The 19211-nt window shown below is 68.7% G+C and carries 18 protein-coding genes and 1 pseudogene; 7 read left to right on the top strand and 12 right to left on the bottom strand.

The annotated features are described in order from the left end of the window. Window positions 1-3 precede the first annotated feature (3 nt). Window positions 4-486: a GtrA family protein gene (locus OIE67_RS40625; protein ID WP_326630495.1), complete on the bottom strand. Its 483-nt coding sequence runs from the start codon at window positions 484-486 to the stop codon at window positions 4-6. 292 nt (window positions 487-778) lie between these two features. Here OIE67_RS40625 and OIE67_RS40620 point away from each other — a divergent pair, with 292 nt between their 5' ends. The 3 genes from OIE67_RS40620 (at window position 779) to OIE67_RS40610 (ending at window position 3460) form a co-directional block, all read left to right on the top strand. Beyond that, window positions 779-1927 (top strand): 5-(carboxyamino)imidazole ribonucleotide synthase, encoded by a 1149-nt coding sequence (locus OIE67_RS40620; protein ID WP_326630493.1) that lies wholly within the window; start codon window positions 779-781, stop codon window positions 1925-1927. Window positions 1928-2009: 82 nt separating this feature from the next. Next, on the top strand, window positions 2010-2486 hold the full coding sequence (purE, locus tag OIE67_RS40615) for a 5-(carboxyamino)imidazole ribonucleotide mutase (RefSeq protein WP_326645635.1): 477 nt from the start codon (window positions 2010-2012) through the stop codon (window positions 2484-2486). 86 nt (window positions 2487-2572) lie between these two features. Beyond that, window positions 2573-3460 (top strand): GNAT family N-acetyltransferase, encoded by an 888-nt coding sequence (locus OIE67_RS40610; RefSeq protein ID WP_326630491.1) that lies wholly within the window; start codon window positions 2573-2575, stop codon window positions 3458-3460. Between the two features lie 19 nt (window positions 3461-3479). On the opposite strand, the gene OIE67_RS40605 is transcribed toward OIE67_RS40610, so the two are convergent. After that, window positions 3480-4793 (bottom strand): UDP-glucose dehydrogenase family protein, encoded by a 1314-nt coding sequence (locus tag OIE67_RS40605; RefSeq protein WP_106236555.1) that lies wholly within the window; start codon window positions 4791-4793, stop codon window positions 3480-3482. Window positions 4794-4925: 132 nt separating this feature from the next. Here OIE67_RS40605 and OIE67_RS40600 point away from each other — a divergent pair, with 132 nt between their 5' ends. Next, window positions 4926-6089 carry an acyl-CoA dehydrogenase family protein gene (locus tag OIE67_RS40600; protein ID WP_326630488.1) on the top strand — a complete coding sequence of 388 codons (1164 nt, stop codon included), beginning with the start codon at window positions 4926-4928 and terminating at the stop codon, window positions 6087-6089. A gap of 193 nt (window positions 6090-6282) precedes the next feature. On the opposite strand, the gene OIE67_RS40595 is transcribed toward OIE67_RS40600, so the two are convergent. Next, window positions 6283-6936, bottom strand: a complete 654-nt coding sequence (locus OIE67_RS40595; RefSeq protein WP_326630487.1) for a helix-turn-helix transcriptional regulator — start codon at window positions 6934-6936, stop codon at window positions 6283-6285. Window positions 6937-7248: 312 nt separating this feature from the next. Here OIE67_RS40595 and OIE67_RS40590 point away from each other — a divergent pair, with 312 nt between their 5' ends. Further along, window positions 7249-8376 carry a peptidoglycan-binding domain-containing protein gene (locus tag OIE67_RS40590; RefSeq protein ID WP_326630485.1) on the top strand — a complete coding sequence of 376 codons (1128 nt, stop codon included), beginning with the start codon at window positions 7249-7251 and terminating at the stop codon, window positions 8374-8376. A 126-nt stretch (window positions 8377-8502) separates the two neighbouring features. Here the strand turns inward: OIE67_RS40590 and OIE67_RS40585 are convergent, their stop codons facing one another. The 3 genes from OIE67_RS40585 to OIE67_RS40575 all read right to left on the bottom strand — a co-directional run bounded on the left by OIE67_RS40585 (window position 8503) and on the right by OIE67_RS40575 (window position 12615). Further along, entirely contained in the window at window positions 8503-9162 is a 660-nt protein-coding gene (locus OIE67_RS40585; protein WP_326630483.1) for a hypothetical protein, read from the bottom strand. Between the two features lie 78 nt (window positions 9163-9240). After that, entirely contained in the window at window positions 9241-11412 is a 2172-nt protein-coding gene (locus OIE67_RS40580) for a tetratricopeptide repeat protein (protein ID WP_326630481.1), read from the bottom strand. Between the two features lie 123 nt (window positions 11413-11535). Further along, window positions 11536-12615, bottom strand: a complete 1080-nt coding sequence (locus OIE67_RS40575; protein ID WP_326630479.1) for a hypothetical protein — start codon at window positions 12613-12615, stop codon at window positions 11536-11538. Between the two features lie 232 nt (window positions 12616-12847). On the opposite strand from OIE67_RS40575, the pseudogene OIE67_RS55660 reads away from it, so the two are divergent. Further along, window positions 12848-12967 (top strand): annotated as a pseudogene (locus tag OIE67_RS55660) (IS5/IS1182 family transposase); the annotation flags it as partial. On the opposite strand, the gene OIE67_RS40570 reads toward OIE67_RS55660, so the two are convergent. The 5 genes from OIE67_RS40570 to OIE67_RS40550 all read right to left on the bottom strand — a co-directional run bounded on the left by OIE67_RS40570 (window position 12948) and on the right by OIE67_RS40550 (window position 17782). Beyond that, window positions 12948-13676, bottom strand: coding sequence for an endonuclease/exonuclease/phosphatase family protein (locus OIE67_RS40570; protein ID WP_407674925.1), 729 nt, complete (start codon window positions 13674-13676; stop codon window positions 12948-12950). The pseudogene OIE67_RS55660 and the gene OIE67_RS40570 overlap by 20 nt on opposite strands. Before the next feature lie 212 nt (window positions 13677-13888). Further along, complete coding sequence (locus tag OIE67_RS40565; protein ID WP_326630474.1) at window positions 13889-14683, bottom strand: DUF4240 domain-containing protein; 795 nt, start codon at window positions 14681-14683, stop codon at window positions 13889-13891. Between the two features lie 83 nt (window positions 14684-14766). Next, a complete protein-coding gene (locus OIE67_RS40560) occupies window positions 14767-15429 on the bottom strand; it encodes a hypothetical protein (RefSeq protein WP_326630472.1) in 663 nt (220 codons plus the stop codon). 156 nt (window positions 15430-15585) lie between these two features. After that, window positions 15586-16308 carry a MerR family transcriptional regulator gene (locus OIE67_RS40555; protein ID WP_326630471.1) on the bottom strand — a complete coding sequence of 241 codons (723 nt, stop codon included), beginning with the start codon at window positions 16306-16308 and terminating at the stop codon, window positions 15586-15588. A gap of 49 nt (window positions 16309-16357) precedes the next feature. Continuing rightward, the gene (locus tag OIE67_RS40550) at window positions 16358-17782 is read right to left on the bottom strand and encodes a serine hydrolase domain-containing protein (RefSeq protein WP_326630468.1); all 1425 of its coding nucleotides are present in this window, start codon (window positions 17780-17782) and stop codon (window positions 16358-16360) included. 107 nt (window positions 17783-17889) lie between these two features. Here OIE67_RS40550 and OIE67_RS40545 point away from each other — a divergent pair, with 107 nt between their 5' ends. Next, complete coding sequence (locus OIE67_RS40545; protein ID WP_146178089.1) at window positions 17890-18258, top strand: hypothetical protein; 369 nt, start codon at window positions 17890-17892, stop codon at window positions 18256-18258. An 86-nt stretch (window positions 18259-18344) separates the two neighbouring features. On the opposite strand, the gene OIE67_RS40540 is transcribed toward OIE67_RS40545, so the two are convergent. Beyond that, the gene (locus tag OIE67_RS40540; protein ID WP_326630466.1) at window positions 18345-19151 is read right to left on the bottom strand and encodes an NmrA family NAD(P)-binding protein; all 807 of its coding nucleotides are present in this window, start codon (window positions 19149-19151) and stop codon (window positions 18345-18347) included. Window positions 19152-19211 lie beyond the last annotated feature (60 nt).

Here is a 19211-nt window from a genome sequence, read left to right as displayed (position 1 = left end):
GGGTCAGCGTTCCTGCTTGACGCCGCCCTCGGGCAGCTCGACCGGGATCGGCTCGGTGGCCTCCAGGAACACCCACTTCTTGTACGACCAGTAACGGAAGAGGGTGCCGAGGCCCACGCCGACGATGTTGGCGATGTTGAAGCTGAGCGTGTCGTGCAGGCCGAGCGTGTAGGTGGTGAAGCCGATCGTCAGCATGCCGAACAGCAGTGCGATGCCGTTCAGCAGGAAGAACAGGAAGTATTCGCGGCCGAGCCCGCTCTGCTCGCGGTGGCGGAACGTCCAGTAGCGGTTGCCCAGGTAGGCGAAGGTGGTGGAGATCGTCGTCGCCACGACCTTCGAGGTCAGGGGTCCGAGGTCGAGCACGCTGTTGCACAGGTTGAGCAGGCTCAGGTCGATGACGAACGCCACCGCCCCGATGCTGCCGAACTTGGCCAGCTCGTGCACGAGGGACGAGAACCGCTGGTAGAGCCGTCTGGCGAAATCCACGTCTCTGCTCGGTCCCTTCCTCGTCGCGCCTGTTCGCCCCAGCGTACCGGCCGGGATGTCGCGCGAGTGTCAGACCGCCGAACATACCGCGCAAAGAACATCTAGCGAAATATCGGCTTATGAAGGGCATAACGGCGGGAGGAGGATTACGCTGCGGGACAGTTCGAGGGCACGCGAACGCTGGGCGGCCGTGCCTTCAAGGCGACCCGGAACGGCCGCCCAGCCCCGGCCCGTCACGGAATGCTCCGGGCGGGTCGGGGAAAGCCCATCCGTCCAGGTAAGCTCACCTGGCGTGAGTTCATACAGCCCCATCGGGCCGGTCGTCGGCGTCATCGGCGCGGGCCAGCTGGCCAGAATGTCACAGCCGCCCGCGATCGCGCTCGGCGTCGAGCTGCGGGTGCTGGCCAACAACTCCGAGGAGAGCGCGGCCAGGGTCGTCGTCGACACGCGCATCGGAGACTACCGTGATCTTGGTGATCTGCGCGAGTTCGCCAGGGGCTGCGATGTGATCACGTTCGACCACGAGCACGTGCCCACCGAGCACATCAGGGCCCTGACCGCCAACGGCTACGTCGTGCACCCGAGCGCGGACGCGCTCGTGCACGCCCAGGACAAGGCCGTCATGCGCGAGCGGCTGACCGCGATCGGCGCGCCCTGCCCCGCCTGGGCGCGGGTCCGGTCCGTCGACGACGCCACCGCCTTCGCCGGCGAGCACGGCTGGCCCGTGGTGCTCAAGGCGGTGCGCGGCGGCTACGACGGGCGCGGCGTGTGGGTGTGCCGGTCCCCAGCCGACGTCGTGGAGGCGTTCGCGTCCGGGATCGAGCTCATGGCCGAGGCTTTCGTACCGTTCGAGCGCGAACTGGCCGTCCTGGTCGCCCGCTCGCCGCACGGACAGGGCGTGAGTTACCCGGTCGTCGAGACCGTGCAGCAGGACGGCATCTGCGTCGAGGTCATCGCGCCGGCCCCCGGCCTCGACCAGGAGCAGTCGGCCCAGGCCCAGCGCATCGCCCTGACGATCGCCGACCAGCTCGGGGTGACCGGGCTGCTGGCGGTCGAGATGTTCCAGACCTCCGGCGGGCTGCTGGTCAACGAGCTGGCCATGCGCCCCCACAACAGCGGCCACTGGACCATCGAGGGCTCGACGACGTCGCAGTTCGAGCAGCACCTGCGGGCCGTGCTGGACCTGCCGCTCGGCACGCCCAAGATGACCGCCCAGCACGTCGTCATGGCCAACCTGCTCGGCGGCGACGACCCTGACGTGTTCAAGCGTTACGAGCACGTGCTGGCCCACGATCCGGGCATCAAGCTGCACTTCTACGGCAAGGAGGTGCGTCCGGGCCGCAAGATCGGCCACGTGACCGCCCTCGGCTCCAACCTGGACGAAGTACGCGCCCGCGCCCGCCACGCCGCCGTCCACCTGATGACGGGGGAGTACGTGTGAGCGAGCGCGGCAGCTCAGTAGCAGGGCACGGTGCCGCGAGGGTCGCGGGGCCGGTGAAGGAGGCAGCGTGATCGGCATCGTCATGGGCAGCGACTCCGACTGGCCGGTGATGAAGGCGGCGGCCGAAGCGGTGGCCGAGTTCGGGGTGCCGTTCGAGGCCGACGTGGTCTCGGCCCACCGCATGCCCGTCGAGATGATCGACTACGGCCGGCAGGCCGCTTCCCGGGGCGTCCAGGTCATCATCGCGGGCGCGGGCGGTGCCGCCCACCTGCCCGGCATGCTGGCCTCGGTCACGCCGCTGCCGGTCATCGGGGTGCCGGTGCCGCTGAAATACCTGGACGGCATGGACTCCCTGCTGTCGATCGTCCAGATGCCGGCCGGGGTGCCGGTCGCCACCGTGGCGGTCGGCGGAGCCCGTAACGCCGGGCTGCTCGCCGTACGCATCCTGGCGGCCTCCGACGAGGGGCTGCGGGCGCGGATGGAGGAGTTCCAGGAGCGGCTGAAGGAGCAGGCGTACGCCAAGGGCGAGAAACTGCGCGCGGAGGCCGCCGGCCTCTGAGCGCTTGAGCGCCGACTTCCGAGGCGGTGGCGTCCAGCGCGTAAGGCCCCTTTATTCCCGGCCTCCGAGGCGGTTAGGGTGCCGGGATGGACGACCTGATCAAGGGCCACGCGGCTCGCGTACGCGCTGCGGACCCGCTCGTCGCCGGCCAGGACGAGCTCCACGGCAAGGGCGAGTGGCTGGAAGTACGCGACGCCGTCGGGCTCGCCTCGACGGACCGGCTCGACCCCGACAGCCTGCAGGCCGCCTGGTCCCCGCTGGTCGTCCACCGTCTCCAGGCCCGCGTCGCCGGCCCCGACCCCGAGGCCGCGCTCGGAGCCGTGCTCGACCGCTGGCTCGCCCGCCGCCGCCCCGACGGCCCCGAGCAGGCGCTGAGCGTGTCATGGCCCAGCCGAGACACCGCCCCCGTCAAGGCACTGGTCCTGCGCGGCTTCATGCCCGTCGCCGCCGTGGCGGCCCGCCGCATCCTGCCGCACACGCCGGCCGCTCCCGTGCCCGATGTCGCCGTACGCCGGGCGAACCAGGACGACCTGGACGTCGTGACCGGCATGTACCGGCGGCTGATCGACTACGACGCCCAGTTCGGCTGGGTCACGGCGCGGGCGTCCACCACGGAGCGGCTGCGGGAGTCGGTGGCCAAGGAGGTGCTGCCGCTGGAGTGGTGCTGGCTCGCCGAGGTGGCCGGCCGGGTGGCGGGCTGCGTCATCGTCCAGCCGCCCACCAGGACCCGCTGGATCTCGTCCTCGGTGAACGCCGCGCCGGTGGCGTACCTGGGCACCATGTACGTCGAACCGGCGGCCCGCGGGCACGGCGTGGGGGTGGCGCTCACCGACGCCGCCCACGATCACGCGGCGGCCGAGGGCGTGACGTCCATGGTGCTGCACCACGCGCTGCCGAATCCGCTCTCGACGCCGTTCTGGGCGCGACGCGGCTATCGTCCCCTCTTCACCCAGTGGATCCGGCACCTGCCGTAGCCACGGAAGCCGGAGGGGGTCAGGGTCGGCCGAGGGCGCGATAGTGCCAGCCCGCCGACCGCCACATCTCGGAGTTGAGCGCGTTGCGCCCGTCCACGATGCGCCGGGTCGCGACCACGGCCCCCAGCTCCACCGGATCGAGCTGGACGAACTCCTGCCACTCCGTGAGCAGCAGCACCACGTGCGCCCCGCGAACCGCCTCCACGGCCGATTCGCCGTAGTTGAGCTCGGGATGCGCCTTACGAGCGTTGTCGAGGGCGATCGGGTCGTACACGGTGACCTGTCCGCCCTGATGCCCGATCGTCACGGCGACGTCGAGGGCGGGCGAGTCGCGGATGTCGTCGGAGTTCGGCTTGAACGCCGCGCCCAGCACGCCCACCGTGCACCCGTGGAAGGAGCCGCCGGCCAGCTCTCTGGCCAGGTCCACCATGCGGGCCCGGCGCCGCATGTTGATGGCGTCCACCTCGCGCAGGAACGTCAGCGCCTGGTCCGCGCCCAGCTCGCCGGCGCGGGCCATGAAGGCCCTGATGTCCTTGGGCAGGCAGCCGCCGCCGAAGCCGAGGCCGGCGTTGAGGTAGCGGCCGCCGATGCGGTCGTCGTACGACAGCGCCTCCGACAGCAGCTCGACGTCGGCGTGCGCGGCCTCGCAGACCTCGGCCATGGCGTTGATGAAGGAGATCTTGGTGGCCAGGAACGCGTTGGCGGCCGTCTTGACCAGCTCGGCCGTGGCGAAGTCGGTGACCACGATCGGCACCTCGCCCAGCGGCTCGTAGATCTCGCGCAACATCTTCTCGGCCCGCTCGCTGCGTACGCCGAACACGATGCGGTCGGGGTGGAGCGTGTCCTGGACGGCGAAGCCCTCGCGCAGAAACTCGGGGTTCCAGGCCAGCTCGGCCTGCCCGCCCGCCGGGGCGAGCCGGGTCAGCTTGTCGGCCATCCGCTCGGCCGTACCCACGGGAACGGTGGACTTGCCGACCACCAGGCACTCGCGATCGAGGAACGGGGCGAGGGACTCGATGGCGTTGTCCATGTAAGTCACGTCTGCGGCATACTCGCCGCGTTTCTGCGGTGTGCCCACGCAGACGAAGTGCACGTCGCCGAAGGCGGCGACCTCCTCGTAAGAGGTGGTGAAGCGGAGCCGGCCCGATTCGAGGCCACGGCGCAGGACGGATTCGAGGCCCGGTTCGTGGATGGGAAGCTCGCCCGCGTTCAGACGGCGGATCTTGTCGGCGTCGATATCGAGGCCCAGGACGTCGAATCCGAGATCAGCCATGCACGCCGCATGAGTGATGCCCAGGTATCCGGTCCCGATCACCGTGAGGCGATATGGCACGAGGAGGCTCCTTTCGATCGCGCAGGCATGTTACCGGCTACCGGCCCTCGCTATCTGCTACGTGCCACCTGCAATTCTCCGCAAACCGTACCCGCTGGTAACGAAATGCTCGGACGTCCTAGTATCTGTGCCATGAGCTTCCCTCTCTATGCGCCCGCCGAAGAGCACGACATGCTCAGGGAGACCGTGCGCGCCCTGGCCGACGAGAAGATCGCGCCGCACGCCGCCGAGATCGACGAGACCGAGGAGTTCTCCTGGGACGTCTACAAGGCGCTCGTGGCGGCGGACATGCACGCCGTACACGTGCCTGAGCAGTACGGGGGCGCCGGGGCGGACGCGCTGGCCACGGTCATCGTCATCGAGGAGGTGGCCCGCGCCTGCGCGTCGTCCTCCCTCATCCCCGCCGTGAACAAACTCGGCACGGTCCCCCTCCTGCTCTCGGCGTCGGAGGAGCTCAAGTCCCGCTACCTCGCGCCGGTGGCACGCGGGGAGGCGATGTTCTCGTACGCGCTGTCGGAGCCGGAGGCGGGCTCGGACGCCGCCGCCATGAAGACGAGAGCGGTGGCCGACGGCGACCACTACGTCCTCAACGGCGTGAAGATGTGGATCACGAACGCGGGCGTCTCCGAGTACTACACCCTGATGGCGGTGACGGACCCGGAGGCCGGCGCGCGCGGCATCTCCGCGTTCGTGGTGGAGAAGTCCGACGAAGGCGTCTCGTTCGGCCCCAAGGAGAAGAAGCTCGGCATCAAGGGCTCACCCACCCGCCAGGTCATCCTCGACAACGTCCGCATCCCGGCCGACCGCATGATCGGCGCGCCCGGCAGCGGCTTCAAGACGGCCCTCGCCACCCTCGACCACACCCGCATCACGATCGCCGCCCAGGCCCTCGGCATCGCCCAGGGCGCCCTCGACTTCGCGATCGGCTACGTCAAGGAACGCAAGCAGTTCGGCCGCCCGGTAGCCGACTTCCAGGGCCTCCAGTTCATGATCGCCGACATGTCCATGAAGCTCGAAGCGGCCCGCCAGCTCACCTACCACGCGGCGGCGAAGTCGGACCGCGCCATGCACGGAGAGCCCCAGAAGGACCTCACCTTCCTGTCCAGCGCCGCGAAGTGCGCCGCTTCGGACGCCGCCATGGAAATCACCACGGACGCGGTGCAGTTGCTGGGCGGCTACGGCTACACCAAGGACTTCCCGGTGGAACGCATGATGCGCGACGCCAAAATCACCCAGATCTACGAGGGCACCAACCAGATCCAGCGCATGGTCATGGCCCGCCAACTCCTCAAGTAACAACTCAGCAAGGGGCTTCGGGGCCAGAGGCACGGTTATCGCGAGAGAGGGCGCTTCGCGCTCAAGAGCTCAGGCCATGTCTCTTGGGGGCGCGGCCCCCAAATCCCGGCTCAACCCCCGCTGCGTCCCACTGTCGGCTGATATTGCTGCTTCGTCTCGCGCGCGACCTGGTGGGCGGCCCGCCCGGTGGGGATCAGCGGACCGCTGTTTGCGGAAGTTCGGGTGGCGGGACAGGGCGAGCGCTCACGTAGGCGATGGGGCCGCCGGAGTTGGATTCGAGGTGCTTGCCGAGAAGGACCTCGGAGATTCGCCGGTCGTCGGCTGTGCCGGTGGTGATCAGGTTGACGGGCGTGTCGAGGTCGCTGATGTAGCCGGCCAGGTTCGCGTCGAAACGATGGCGGATCACGCCGGTGTCGGTGCGTTTGGATTCCCAGTCGCCCAGTCCCGTCAGTACGGCGACGACGAATCCGCCAAGGGTGACCGGCAGAATGCCTGTCTGCGAGATTTTCTCCGGCTTGCCCGTCCACCAGCCACGCAGCGCCTCCAGCAGGTCTTCAGGCGACAGGTCGGCATGAAAACCGATGAAAGGGCGATCCTCCTCGTGGACGGGTTTCGCCACGTCGACGCGTAACACCGGCATCGTGTCGATGCCCGCCGCTGTGGGCAGGAGGTGATGCAGTGCCGCGGCGGGGCGAGCCTTGAGTTGTTGCGCCACGTCCGTGGGGATGAGCCGGGTCCGGCCGTGTCGCACGACCATGGGCAGCAGGCCCGCTTTCATGATCGTGCTCAGGGCGGAGCGGGAGAGGCCGGTGTGGGCGGCGGCTTGCGGCAGGGTGATGAGATTCATGGGGTGGTGAGGTCGTCTCTCGGCTCGTTGCGCTTGGACTTTTCTGGAAGGAGATCATGGAGTGCGAGAGTTGTCCAAAGGAAGGTGAAAGCTCGAACCACATCGCATTGTCCGTCAGCGCCGTACCTGGCCTGGTGCCCGAACTCCCGCGGCGCTTCGACCAAGGCCAGGCAGACGGTACGGTCAGTGGCCCCACTATTGCGTTGATGTAGTCACGCGAAGTTCTAACGCTTCAAGCTCGCCGAACGATTTCCCTGTGTTTCTTCTGCTGCTGCGGCGGAGGCCGGCGAACGTGCCTGGAGGGTGACGGCGGTGGGCGATCAGCTGGTTCTGCTCGGGCTCGGCTTCGTGCTGACGACTGTGCTGGGTGGGATGCTCGGTTACCTCTTCCAGCGGCGTGCCTGGGCGCACCAGTACAAGACCCAGCAGCATGAACGGGAACGCGAGCAGGCGAGCAAGATCTTCGAGGAGGTCAGCAGTCTGCTCGACAGGCGGCTTTACCGCATGCGGCTGGTGTTCTGGGCGGCCAAGCGGCGGGCGGTGGGTGGGGCGGGCGATGGGCTGGCCGAGGCGCGTGAACGTTATCGGGAAGTGTTGCTGATCTGGAACGACAATTTGAATCGCAGTTCGGCGCTCACGCAGGCGTATTTCGGTTCTGGCGCGCGGCAGCGACTTGAGGAGCTTTATGAGGATTACGCGGCCATCGGGCGGGCGCTGGATCAGTTCATGCGTGACCTCGGTGGTGAAGCGGCGCAAGAGAAGGACGCGGCCGTACGGGAATCAAGCGCGGGGTCCCGGCGTGCTGTGCGGATTCCGCCGATCGGACAGCGGCTTGATCAGCTCAGCCATCAGGTTTATCTCCTGAATCTTCATATGCTGCGGCTCTTGCAGAGCGGGCAGCTGGGTCAGGCGGCCCCTGCCGAGCCGATCTCCTCGCCCCGGCGGCGGCTGCTGCAGTTCGGTGATCAGGGGGCGGCCGTGCGACGGCTGCAGTCGGCTCTCGGCCGGAGCGGCGAATCGCCGATCGCCGTCGATGGGCTTTTCGGACGTGCGACCGAACGTGCGTTGCGTGCTTTCCAGGAAGCTCATGGGCTGGAGGCCGATGGCCGGTATGGATTCGCGACCCGTAAGGCGCTGCCCATCGGAGCGGACCTGCCTCTGCTACGCGAGGGCGCAAAAGGCGACATCGTCGGCCGTCTGCAAACCGTGCTGACGGAGTATGCGCCGAACCGCTGGGAGAGCACGCCGGGGAGTGCGGACGGCATCTTCGGCCGTGCCACGACCAGGGCGGTCGAGGCTTTTCAGGAATGGCGGGGCCTGCTGATCGATGGTGTCGTGGGGCCCAACACTTGGGTTGCTCGCCTGAGCGATGACGGCCCTACCCTGGAGTCGGCGGTGGGCACATCACGCGTCAGTGGTCAGGCGACCCGTACCGAATGAGGCGCATCGATGGCGGCCTTTCGCTGTGGGGCGGCTATTTCGGTGCGCTTACGCCCTGGTCTCACGCCGGTCGCGTCCTGGGCTCATCGCTTGTCCCCCTCGCCTGTTGGTTCGGGACTTTTTCGATCAGACGAAACCCTCGGCGACAAGCCGTGCGCCGTGTTCGTCGATGACGTGTCGCCGGCCTGAACCTCCGACGACGCGGCTCCAGCTTTCCACGGTCAGTTCGGCCCCGGTCAGCCGATAACTGAAACCGCCGTACATGCCGGGGACGGCGAACCAGCAGGCCGGGTTCTGTTGCTCGGTGAGCGTCTCCAGCTCGGGAAGGCGCAACTGCTGATCGGTGATCAGATCGGCGGCACGTTCGTGAATCAGCGTGTGAAAGTGGCGTTGAATCGAGCTGAGGGTCTCCGCCGGCAGATGGTGGTGGATGACCGGCGTGAGCGGTGCCAGGAGATGACGGTGTCCTCGGCGGTCGGCGATGTCGACCGCCCGGTCTCCTTGAGCCGTGCGCAGCGTACGCCAGGCGCCGTACGCGACCAGCCGGTGAGCGATGTCGGCGTCGGCACCGCGCCAGGCGACCTGGTGCAACGGGGCGTACCCGCTACCGCCGCCGACTCTGCCGCTGTTGATCCAGGCAGGGTGCGCTTCGAGGAGATCCAGGACCATGGACCAGTCCCCGTCACGCGCCGCGTCGGCCAGTTTGTCGCGTCCCTCGATCACCTTGTCGCTGTAAGTCGACCGCAGCGTGACGCCGTCCCATGTGGAAACCTCGTCTTTCCCCATGTGACAGCATTCTGCTCGGTCTCCGGAAGTCCATCGAGTTCTGGGGGCCGGGCAGTGGGCTGCGGGGGAACTGGTCGGTCAAGGTAGTCGCAGGCTGCGGCGGACACGCTCCAGGTCGGCTTTCGCGGTCTTGGTCAGCGTCTGCTCAGGGCCCATGACGGCCTCGAACCGGGCGGCCACTCGTTCGTAACCGGTGAGGGCGTCGCCGGAGCGTCCCGCGGCCTCGTACGCGGCGGCCAGGCCGTGCAGCGTGATCAGCGTGTCGGGGTGGTCGGCGCCGATCACCCGTTCCTGGGCGGCCGCGACCACTTCGTACAGGCGGGCGGCCTCGTCCGCGTGGCCGGCTGCCGCGTGTGCCCAGGCCACCCGGCCGCGGATGACCAGAGTGTCAGGACTGTCGGCGCCGAAGAGCCGCTCCTGATCGGCCGCCAGTTGCTCGAACAGGGCGACCGCCCGGTCCGGCTGCCCGGCGTCGACATTCACGTATGCCTGGGAGAAGCGGGCCTGCAGGAGGGTCGGATGGCCGGGGTCGAGCACGCGGGTCTGGTCGGCGACGACCTGGTCCAGGAGCGCCAGCGCCTCGGCGGGCCGGCCGGCCGTGTTGTGGGTGAACGCCAGCCAGGAGCGGGACAGCAGGGTGTCCGGGTGGTCATCGCCCAGGACCCGCGCACGTTCGGACGCGACGTGCTGGAAGAGCTCACATGCCTGCGGGGCCTGATCCGCTGTGTGGGACCGCGCCAGGATGAAGAGGGCGGTGAGTGTGTCCGGATGGTCGGCTCGCAGGAACTTCTCGCGCCCTGAGACGAGACTTTGAGCGATGGGAAAGGCTCGGATGTCGTCATTGAGGTAGATGAGGTGGTAGGCCGCCACCTCCCGTACGCGAAGCACGATCTCGGCAGCCGGCCGGATGTGCGCGGACTCGTCGCCGCCGAACTGCTCCACGGCCTCCCACAGGGCCGTCGCGTGGTCGGCGACGGCCATGATCGTGGGCGACTTCCGCCAGGTGTCCTTCTCGGTGATCTCCTCGACGGCCACGCGCATCCGCTCGGCGGCCGTCTCGATCAACCGGGCAAGCGTCCGGTCACGCGTGGCCTGTTCGCGTACGGCGCGCCGGATCAGACGGTGGACGGACACGGTGGTGTCGTCGCGGCTGAAGGTCACCAGCGACCGAGCGGCCAACTCGCCCAGTGCCGTCTGTGCCTCCATGCCGAGGAGGTCCAGGCCGACGCCGGAGGTCGACAGCACCGACAGTTCGCCGAGCAGGTGCGCGGACGCCGGATCGATCTCGCCCACCGACCGCATGATCGCCTGCGCGACTCCTCTGGGGTACGGCTCGCCACGAGGCCGCGCCAGGAGCGTCTCGACCGGGGTGGTGCGCAGCCGTACAAGATAGGACGCACAGGACAGGCGGGGAGGGCCGACCAGCGCGGCGGCGGCGATGGCCAGGGCGAGCGGCAACCGATCCAGCTCCTGGGCGAGCGGCAGGAACGCGTCGGCCTCGCTGCCGCCCACCCGCATGCTGAGGTAGCCGACCGCCTCCTCCTCGGAGAACTGCTCCACCGTGATCAGCGTGGCGAGCCGTTCGAAGGACTGGTCATTGGTGGTGATCAGTACGCGTGCTCGGCCGTGGGACGGGAGCAGCGACGCGAGCAGGTCGGGGTCCGTCGCGTTGTCGATCACCACGAGGTACGGTTCGCGCCGCTCCTGGAGCCAGGCTCTGACCTTGCGTGTCACGGTCGCCGCATCGTCGCCGTCGCCGCGGATCCGGAGTTCGGCGGCCAGCCGATCCACGGACCCCTGCAGTTGCCCGACGGTCTCCGCGTGCAGCCATGCCACCGGAATGCCCTGGTCGATGCAGGAGCGGGCGTAGGTCGCGGCCAGGTGTGTCTTGCCGACCCCGCGTCCGCCGGCCAGCGCGCACACCGCTGCCGCATGACGCGCGGAGAACACCTCGTCGATGCGCTCGCTCAGGTCCGGACGCGGCTGGAAGGCCTTCGGCTCGCGGGGAACCTCACCGATCACCGCAGGGGCTGAGCGTCGGTCATCATCAGGAACGGGCGCCGGGCCGGTGCCCGGCTTCGACTGCCCGGCCCAGATGGCGAGCGGAGTTCCCGGGAGAAGGACGACCAGCCCCACGACGATGCTCGTGGTGTCCAAGGCGAGCCCGCGCGCCACGCAGATCCACCAGGCCAGCACTCCCGCCGTGGACGGGACCACCGCCGCGATCGCGACTCTGAGCCAATGCGGCATCTCCGCCCTTCCTGCACACGAACGGTTTCGGGTGGTGAGTCGGAACGCCGTACTCGATGAGTGTGGCATGCGGTCGGTGATCTTTACATGGTGGTTTTCAGCGGGGCATCGGCGCTTCTCTTTTCAGCGGGTTGAGGTGAAGGAGGAGACGATCAGCCATAAGGCGCCGGCCGCGATCAGCAAGGCGATGAGCGCGTTTCTTGTTCGGGTGGGGATCACGTTTTCGAGCTGTCCGCGCAGCAGGCTTCTGGTCACGTGGACGGTGCCGGTCCAGGAGAAGCGTGGTTGCGGGTGCCAGGCGGCCGATGCGACCAGTGCGGCGGCGAGGAACAGGCGCCAGGACGTTGAACGCGTGAGGAGCAGTTCGAGGACGTCCGCGTCGCGGCCGGCGTACGACGCGATGCCGACGAGGACGAACAGGAGAAGGGCCGCGGCGGACGTGATGCCGGCGGTGCGGCTCCAGCGTGTGGGGGCGGTGGCCGTGGCGGCGGCGGCGAGGGCGACGAGGACGAGGGGGAGGCCGATCTTGTACGCGTCGCCGAACCACGACGCGAGGCCGTCCCAGGGGGACGCCTCGGCCAGGTAGACGAAGGTGCTGATGCGCGTCCCGTACATGAACGGAGGGCGGTCGAACATCGCCGCCCACCCCGCTGCGAGGGCGGCGACCGCCCACAGGATCAGGCCGTACCTCCCGTGGGGGCGAGGTGATCGGGCGGTCAGGAGCAGGGCTGCGGCGGACAGCGGGTAGCAGGTGATCAGGAGCCAGGGCGGGGTGACGGCATGCGGGCGGCTGGTCCACGGGTCGGGGCCCGGTGAGAGGAAGGCGATGACGAGCCCGTACGCGAGCAGCGTCGCGATGGTGGCGACGGCTGTGCGGGTGGCTCGGCGGGAGCCGTTCATGACCAGGCCGGCCACGATGATCGGCAGCAGGAGAACGCCCCAGAACAGGAGTTCGGTCGGCAGGTCGTCCGGCGCGTACAAACCGAGCCCGTAGAGGCCCGCCAGTGAGTGCGGATCCTCGAACTCATCCGCCGGGGGAGAGGGAGCGGGGGGCAGGGGAGCGCAGAACCAGGCGAAGGTCTGCCTGCCGATGCCGAAAGCGGTCAGGATCACCGGCCCGGACGCCGTCAGAACGGCGCTGAAACGCAGCAGCGCCGCTTTCGGGGATGACGTGTGGGCTTCGGGCTTCTGCTCCTGGGTCATGCCGTCTTCTCCCGGAGAAGATCCATCGGAGAAGTGTAGTGATGATGATCGACTGGTGGCTGCCCCCGGCGGCGAAGCGCCGACGGGGGCCATTGTCCGGTTCAGAAGTTCAGAGGTTCAGAAGTACGGTGTCCAGCCCGGGTCGAGTGCCTTCCGGCTCTCGAACCTGTTGCCGCCCTTGCCGTTCCAGAGGTGCATCGTGTCGTTGGAGACGGCGGCTATGTCGGTGTGGCCGTCCGGCCGGCCGTACTACTCGGCCAAGCACCGGATGCATGGGATGAACATCCAGGTCATCGCCTCTCCAGACGGACAAGGCAGGACAGCTGGCCGGCTCAACGTGGTGCGGGCGGCGTTGAGCCTGCTTTCACCCAGGCGTGCAGCGGGACGTGATCAGACCACGTGCTCCGGGCGTAATCGACGAAGCATTTCCGTACGCGGCCCTCGCCGGCGAACACGTAATCAATCTTCCGCTTGCGGGTCACGTAGGTCCAGCGCCGCCGCGGGTCACATTCGTCGCGGCCCTTGTAGGCCGCGGCGGCGTCGCGCGGCACAAGGTTGAGGTCGCCGCCGATCACACCCCGGCCGAGCTTGAACAGCTCGCGCAACTGGATGTGCCGGTAGGGCCTGCCCTTCTGCCTGTCGTCGTAGCTCGATCCCGAGGAGAAGTGCGCGGTGCAGAACGCCCGGTCGGCCGTGCAGACGGCGTACCTGCGGGCTCCCCACGGCGGCGAGGTCAGCGCGTGCACGACGAGGCCGGTGTCCGCTCCGGCCACGGCCAGGGTGACGCTCAGCACCCCCCGCGGCCTGCCGTTTCTGTCGGGCAGGCACTGGTACGGGGAACCGTCCGAGTACATCAGCCCGGCTGACCGGACGCTCCAATTCCGGCCGGAACGGCGTTCGAGCTCATGTTCCAGGTCGGCGTCGGCGCCCGTGCAGAACTCCTGAAGGAAGACCACGTCCGCCCTGGTCGCCAGCACTGCCACGTGCCAGGCCAGCTCGGCGTTCGAGCGGCGAAAGAGCGCGCACCCGGCGTTGGTGCCCGCACAGACGTTCCACGTCATCACGTGGAGCAGAGGCGGCTGTGCCTGTACGGACGGGTGCGGGAACAACAGCCCGGCGATCACGAGCTGGCTGATCATCATCACCGAGATCCCTCCACACATGATCCGAACCGTCAAAGACCGTTCAACCGGCACATCTGGCCACCAGGAGCCTATTGGTCCTCGTGGGGTCAGACCCCGGCGGAATGCGGCTGATCAGGGGAGGCCGGTGGTCACGGGAGTGCGGGGGGAGGTGTCATCTGGAATTCGGTGGCTATGGCGGCGGTGATGCGGGTGATTTCCTCCGAGACGAGGTCGCTCAGTGCGTTCGGAGTGCGGTCGGTGAGGTGTGATCGGTCCATGGTGAACTGCGCTCTGGCGATGTTCCGCCCGCGTTCGATCAGATGATGATCGTTGTCGGCGTTGACGGTGATGCCGACCTTGATCTTGCGGAGTGACGTCTGCCGCCACCACGCGAGCCATTCCGCGGAACGGTTGAGTTTCTGGTCGAGTTCGCGGGCTGCGCTGAGGTAGGCCGCCGGGATGGATTTCCAAGCCGATCCCCGAAAGGTCTCCCACCAGCCCTCGTCGTGCGGAGAAGGCGCTCTCAGCGGGTCGATCTCGTCGTACCAGTCCAGGCCGGCGGACTCCCACAGGGTCGTGGCCGCCAGATCGATGAGGAGTTCGGCTTCGCCCGCGTCCCATTCCGATTCTTCGACCGCCGAGGGAGTGGCGATGACGTTGTCGTAGCGCGTTCTGCCCGCGGCGACGATCGCGTAGAGCAGGTTCTCGTGGGCGTCGCCCGACAGGGGCGGGGGTGCCTGGCCGGCGTCGGTGACGTCGGGGACGGCGGAGCCGGCCAGAGGCAGTTCGGCGAGTGCGTGCACTTTGGCGGCGAGCCAGACGGAGAAGGACTCCACGTCTTGCGGGGAGAGCGATGACAGCCGCTCGCCGAGGGAATCGACGCCGTCGTCGTCGATCACTCCGTCGAGCTCGTCGATCAGCTTCCAGAAGGTCTCTTCGGTCATCGGCGGAGCCTTCCATGCGAGTGCGGAGGAGGAGGTGAGACGCCGGTCGCAGCGTCTCACCTCCTTGTCGGCGAGGGACCCTGCTATTTACAGCTTTTCAGCTGTCCGGGAGGGCAGTGGCCGTGCATGATGAAATAGGCGGTGATCCTGCCGTGCTCCCACCAGCGTGCATTGAGATAGCCCACTTTACGGGTGATGATCTTATAGGTGCAGCCACCCAGGACGCCGAAGTAGAAATTGCACGCTCTCAGCTGTTCCTGCGGGCGGACCACGCCCCGGGAGGCGAGGCTGATGCCGTACTTGTAGGTCTTACGGCCGTAGAAGATCTCGTATCCGATGTACAGATTGCGATCCTTCCTGGCCTTGTTGGAATTGGAGTCGGGGCGCTGGACCGCGGTCCTGGCCTTGGTCAGGTTGACGCTGCAGCCGTGTCTCTTGCAGTAGTTGATCGCCTGTTGCGTCGTTGTGACGGTCACCACCGTGGCGACGCTGAAGATCAGGGCGGTCATCAGCTCCGCCCCGCCGATCGCCAGCAGGGGGACGGCGAAGATGAGGACGCTCTGGCGCCGGTCGCCGGCGGAGGTGATCCCGCTGTAGGCGGTGGCGGTCGTGTGCGCGACGGTGGTGGCTCTGACGTTCGAGCCCGCCGCCGACATGGGTGGGGGCGCGGTCGTGGTGAGGAGGCCGGCCAGGATGAGTCCCAGGCACACCCGCAGGCCTGCCCGACGTAACCGTGGTCGTCGCATGGTGGTCCTCTCGTACCAGGGAGGGGGTGACACTCGCGGTACGAGGAGGGAGGGCCCGTGCGTTCAGGTCGGCGAGCGCGCGAGATCCCGTCATAGCGAAGCGGTCTGGGACGTGAAGGAAGAACGAACGTGCGCCCCTGGATCCCGACCGGCCGCCTACTCCTTCCCCACGAGCTGGGCCAGGCGGTCCCAGGCCGGGGAGGAGGCTTCGGGCTGCGATTGCTGGGCGAGCCGGGCGACGGCCGGGTTCTGCACGGGGCGGGTCTCGGAGCGGCTGTGGTGGCGGGCGAACCACTCGCGGGTACGGTCCGCGAGCCCAGGGAGCCGGGGGTCGTCCGGGGACCAGTGGTAGGCGGTGTCGTGGTCGAGGTAGAGGGCGCGGAACTCGGGGTCGGCGATGAGCTCGTGCTTCTCGGCGAGCCACACGGCGGCGTCCTCGGGTGAGGCCGTCTGCATGAGGATCCAGCCGTCGCGTTCGAGCTGGATCTGGCGCTCGCTGACGCCGATGTCGCGCAGGGCGTCGAGGTGGTCGGCGACCTCGGGGGAGACGTAGAGCCGGTCGCCGCCCTGGAGCTGGGCGAGCTGGTCGCGCAGGCGCTCCAGTTGGGCGATGCGGTCCTGGAGGGTCAGGTCGATCTCGGTGACGGCCGCGGCGAGCGCGTCCGGGTCGGCGTCGAGGAGGTTCTTGATGCGGGCCAGCGGCACGCCCGCGTGGGCCAGGGTTCTGATCTTGACGAGGTCGATGGCGTCCTTGGCGGTGTAGCGCCGGTAGCCGGAGGAGTCGCGGCCGGGCTCGATGAGCAGGCCGCGCTCGTGATAGTGACGGATGGCCTTGGTGGTCACCCCGGCGTAGTTCGCCAACTGGCCGATCGTGAACATGCCGGGCATCCTTCCATTCATCAGGCCGGCTCTGAACGAGGCGGGTGGGTCAGGTGCGGCGGGTGAGGCGGCCGCCGGCGTTGCGGAAGCGGGCCCGGCCGTCGTTGATGTCGTGGTACGAGACGAGCAGCAGCCTCAGGTAGCCGTCGAACACCTCGATCGGGTACCCCTCCGGTGCGAACAGGCCGGGACGGATCGGGACGTAGCGCTGCGGCGGTGCGGAGGTCGTGCCGCCGGCGAACGCGGTGAAGATCCGCTCCTGCGACTCGTCCGCCGGTTCGTAGGTCGTCCGCTCCTCCAGTCGGCCGTCCACGATGCTGACGTCGATGCGGAGCTGGTCGGAGCGGTACGTGCCCACGTACGGAGTCAGGTCGACGTCCTCGCGCACGCCGGTGATCAGCGGGGGCAGCGCGACGCCGAGATGGTCGGTCAGCAGCCACCGCAGCAGCCGGTCCTGCACCATGAGCGCTCCCGGGGTGTTGCCGAAGGCGGTGAAGACGAGGTCGTGCTCGGGCACGACGCACAGGAGGGACACCCCGCCGGGTGACGCGCCGGACATGGCCAGCACCGTCGTGTCGCCGAAGGGGTAGAGCACCCAGCCCATTCCTATCGGCGGCACGTTCGGGCTGTCCATGTCGTACGAGACCCGCTGCATCAGCGCGGCCGACTCGGCGGACAGGACGCGCGCACCCGATGGGGAGACGCCGCCCGCGAGGTGGGTGCGGCCGAAGGCGAGCAGGTCGGCGACGGTGCCGATCGGGGTGCCGCCGGCCGGACCCCAGGTCTCGGGCAGCGTGAACATGGTCGTCGGCCGCAGCAGCATGGTCTCGGGGTCGGGGAAGTGGCCGACGGCCGTGCTGCGCAGGATGGTTTGCTCGGCCGACGTGCTGGAGTCCGTCATGCCCACGGGCGTGTAGACGTCGCGTGCGAGCAGGTCGGCGAAGGGCAGGCCGGTCACCACCTCCAGCAGGCGGCCGGCGAGGATCATGCCGCCGTTGGAGTAGCTGAGCTGCTCGCCCGGCTCGAACAGAGTGCCGCAACCGCCGGCCAGGCCGTCCACGTACGTCTTCAGCGCGTCGCGGCCCTTGGCGTCGGGGAAGTACAGGTCCGCGTCGATGCCGTTGGTGTGCGAGAGCAGGTGCCGGACCAGGATCTTGTCCGCCGCGCCCGGCACGGTCAGGGAGAACTCGGGCAGATAGGCGACCACCGGCGTGTCGAGGTTCAGCCGCCCGCGCTCGACCTGCTGCAGGACCAGTGTGGTGGTGAGGACCTTGGTGACCGAGCCGAAGAGGAAGCCGGTGTGCTCCAGCATGGGTGCGCCGGTGGTGAGGTTGGCGGTGCCGTGGGCGACGATGATCTGTTCGCCGGCGTGGTGGACGCCGGCCACGAAGCCGGGCACCTCGCCGGACTCGCAGGCGGTGGCGATCTGCTCGCGGAAGTGGGTCTCGACGGTGTGGAGCGCGTTGGTGTTCATGTGGAGCATCGTCGAGGCTTGCCCCAGGGGCAAGGTCAAGGGTCCGATCGGGAACGGATCCGCCGTCGTACCGGTGCCGTCGCCGGGTCCCCGATACGGTGGGATTCGTGTCATGGACCCTCGAAACGCCCGACGGCAGGTCGCTGAGGGTCAACGCCTGGAACTGGCGGCCGACCCTGGAGCTGCTGGAACAGGCCCGCGTACTGGACGAGGAGACGCTGGAGCTGCTCGGCTACAACATCCTGGTGGAGCTGAGCGGGGCGGACGCCCGGCGGATCGCCGTCTTTCTGGACGGCTACCTGCCGGCCGTGCCCGGTGAGGGGCGGGTGCTGCTCGACGGAACGGTCACCACGGAACCCGACACCTTCGAATTCCACCGCGACGACCTCGGCCGCAACTACTCGGCCACGGCCCAATGGCTGACCCGGTTCAGGGATTTCTGCCGGGACGCGCCGGACGGCTTCTCCTGCTCCTGACCAGCCCTCGCGCCCTTTCACGCTGGTGAAGCGGGTGGGTCCGGACCAGAGCCGGGGCGCACCCGCGACGACGTCCAGCAAGGTCGCTACGCGGTGAAACGTGCGGCGTGTTCGGCGGCCCACTGGGTGAACGTGCGTGCCGGCCGGCCGGTCACCCGCTCGACGGTGTCCACGACGGTCTTGGACTCCTCGCTCGCGGCGGCGTGCCAGCCGATCACGTACTCGGCGTCCGCCCGCGACACGCCGCCGGCCACCAGCCGGTTCACCGCCCGCTCGGGCGTGATGGGCACGAACGCCAGGTCGCGGCCGATGGCCCGCCCCAGGATCGCGACCCGTTCGCTCGTGCTCAACGCCTCGGGGCCGGTGAGGTTGTAGGCGCGGCCCGCGTGGCCGTCGTCGAGCAGCGCGACGGCCGCCACCGCGCCGATGTCGGCCTCGTGGACGAGCGCGCCGGGATGGTCGTACGGCTCGCGGACGACTCCCTCGGCGCGGATCGAGTCGGCCCAGGTCAGGGCGTTCGACATGAACTCCTGCGGTTCGAGGCGGGTCCATCGCACGCCCGACTCGGCCACGGCCTGCTCGGCGGGGCCCACGTAACCGCCCCACACCACGGTGATCCGGTCCACGCCGGCGTCGACCGCCCGCCGGATCAGCTCGGGCGCGGCCTCGGCGAGGCCCGCCGTCACCGTGACGTGCAACCGGCTGACGCCGTCGAGGGCGGCGCCCAGCTCCGCCGGCGCGGTGTGCGTGCCGGCGATCACCTCCACCCCGTCGGGGAAGCTCGCCCTGGCCGGATCGCGGGTCAGCGCCCGTACGTGCTCTCCCCGGCGGACCAGCTCCGCCACGACGTGCCTGCCGGTGTTCCCCGTGGCACCCGTCACCAGTGTCGTCATCGTCCTGCTCCTTTCGTCACCAGCGACGTTAGGAACTCAACTGAACTTGAGGTCAAGCAC

The organism is Nonomuraea fuscirosea (genome assembly GCF_035917475.1).
GTDB classification, from domain to species: domain Bacteria; phylum Actinomycetota; class Actinomycetes; order Streptosporangiales; family Streptosporangiaceae; genus Nonomuraea; species Nonomuraea fuscirosea.
The sequence above is the reverse complement of the archived record's forward strand: the minus strand, read 5'-3'. Positions and strand labels throughout refer to the sequence as shown.

Excerpts from the sequence above, each read along its gene's own strand:
- OIE67_RS40565 (WP_326630474.1), bottom strand. The coding sequence starts at position 14,683 with ATGACCGAAGAGACCTTCTGGAAGCTGATCGACGAGCTCGACGGAGTG.
- OIE67_RS40585 (WP_326630483.1), bottom strand. The coding sequence starts at position 9,162 with ATGGGGAAAGACGAGGTTTCCACATGGGACGGCGTCACGCTGCGGTCG.
- OIE67_RS40570 (WP_407674925.1), bottom strand. The coding sequence starts at position 13,676 with ATGACGTGGAACGTCTGTGCGGGCACCAACGCCGGGTGCGCGCTCTTT.
- OIE67_RS40550 (WP_326630468.1), bottom strand. The coding sequence starts at position 17,782 with ATGAACACCAACGCGCTCCACACCGTCGAGACCCACTTCCGCGAGCAG.
- OIE67_RS40540 (WP_326630466.1), bottom strand. The coding sequence starts at position 19,151 with ATGACGACACTGGTGACGGGTGCCACGGGGAACACCGGCAGGCACGTC.
- OIE67_RS40575 (WP_326630479.1), bottom strand. The coding sequence starts at position 12,615 with ATGACCCAGGAGCAGAAGCCCGAAGCCCACACGTCATCCCCGAAAGCG.
- purE (WP_326645635.1), top strand. The coding sequence starts at position 2,010 with ATGGGCAGCGACTCCGACTGGCCGGTGATGAAGGCGGCGGCCGAAGCG.
- OIE67_RS40610 (WP_326630491.1), top strand. The coding sequence starts at position 2,573 with ATGGACGACCTGATCAAGGGCCACGCGGCTCGCGTACGCGCTGCGGAC.
- OIE67_RS40560 (WP_326630472.1), bottom strand. The coding sequence starts at position 15,429 with ATGCGACGACCACGGTTACGTCGGGCAGGCCTGCGGGTGTGCCTGGGA.
- OIE67_RS40555 (WP_326630471.1), bottom strand. The coding sequence starts at position 16,308 with ATGTTCACGATCGGCCAGTTGGCGAACTACGCCGGGGTGACCACCAAG.
- OIE67_RS40595 (WP_326630487.1), bottom strand. The coding sequence starts at position 6,936 with ATGAATCTCATCACCCTGCCGCAAGCCGCCGCCCACACCGGCCTCTCC.
- OIE67_RS40580 (WP_326630481.1), bottom strand. The coding sequence starts at position 11,412 with ATGCCGCATTGGCTCAGAGTCGCGATCGCGGCGGTGGTCCCGTCCACG.
- OIE67_RS40600 (WP_326630488.1), top strand. The coding sequence starts at position 4,926 with ATGAGCTTCCCTCTCTATGCGCCCGCCGAAGAGCACGACATGCTCAGG.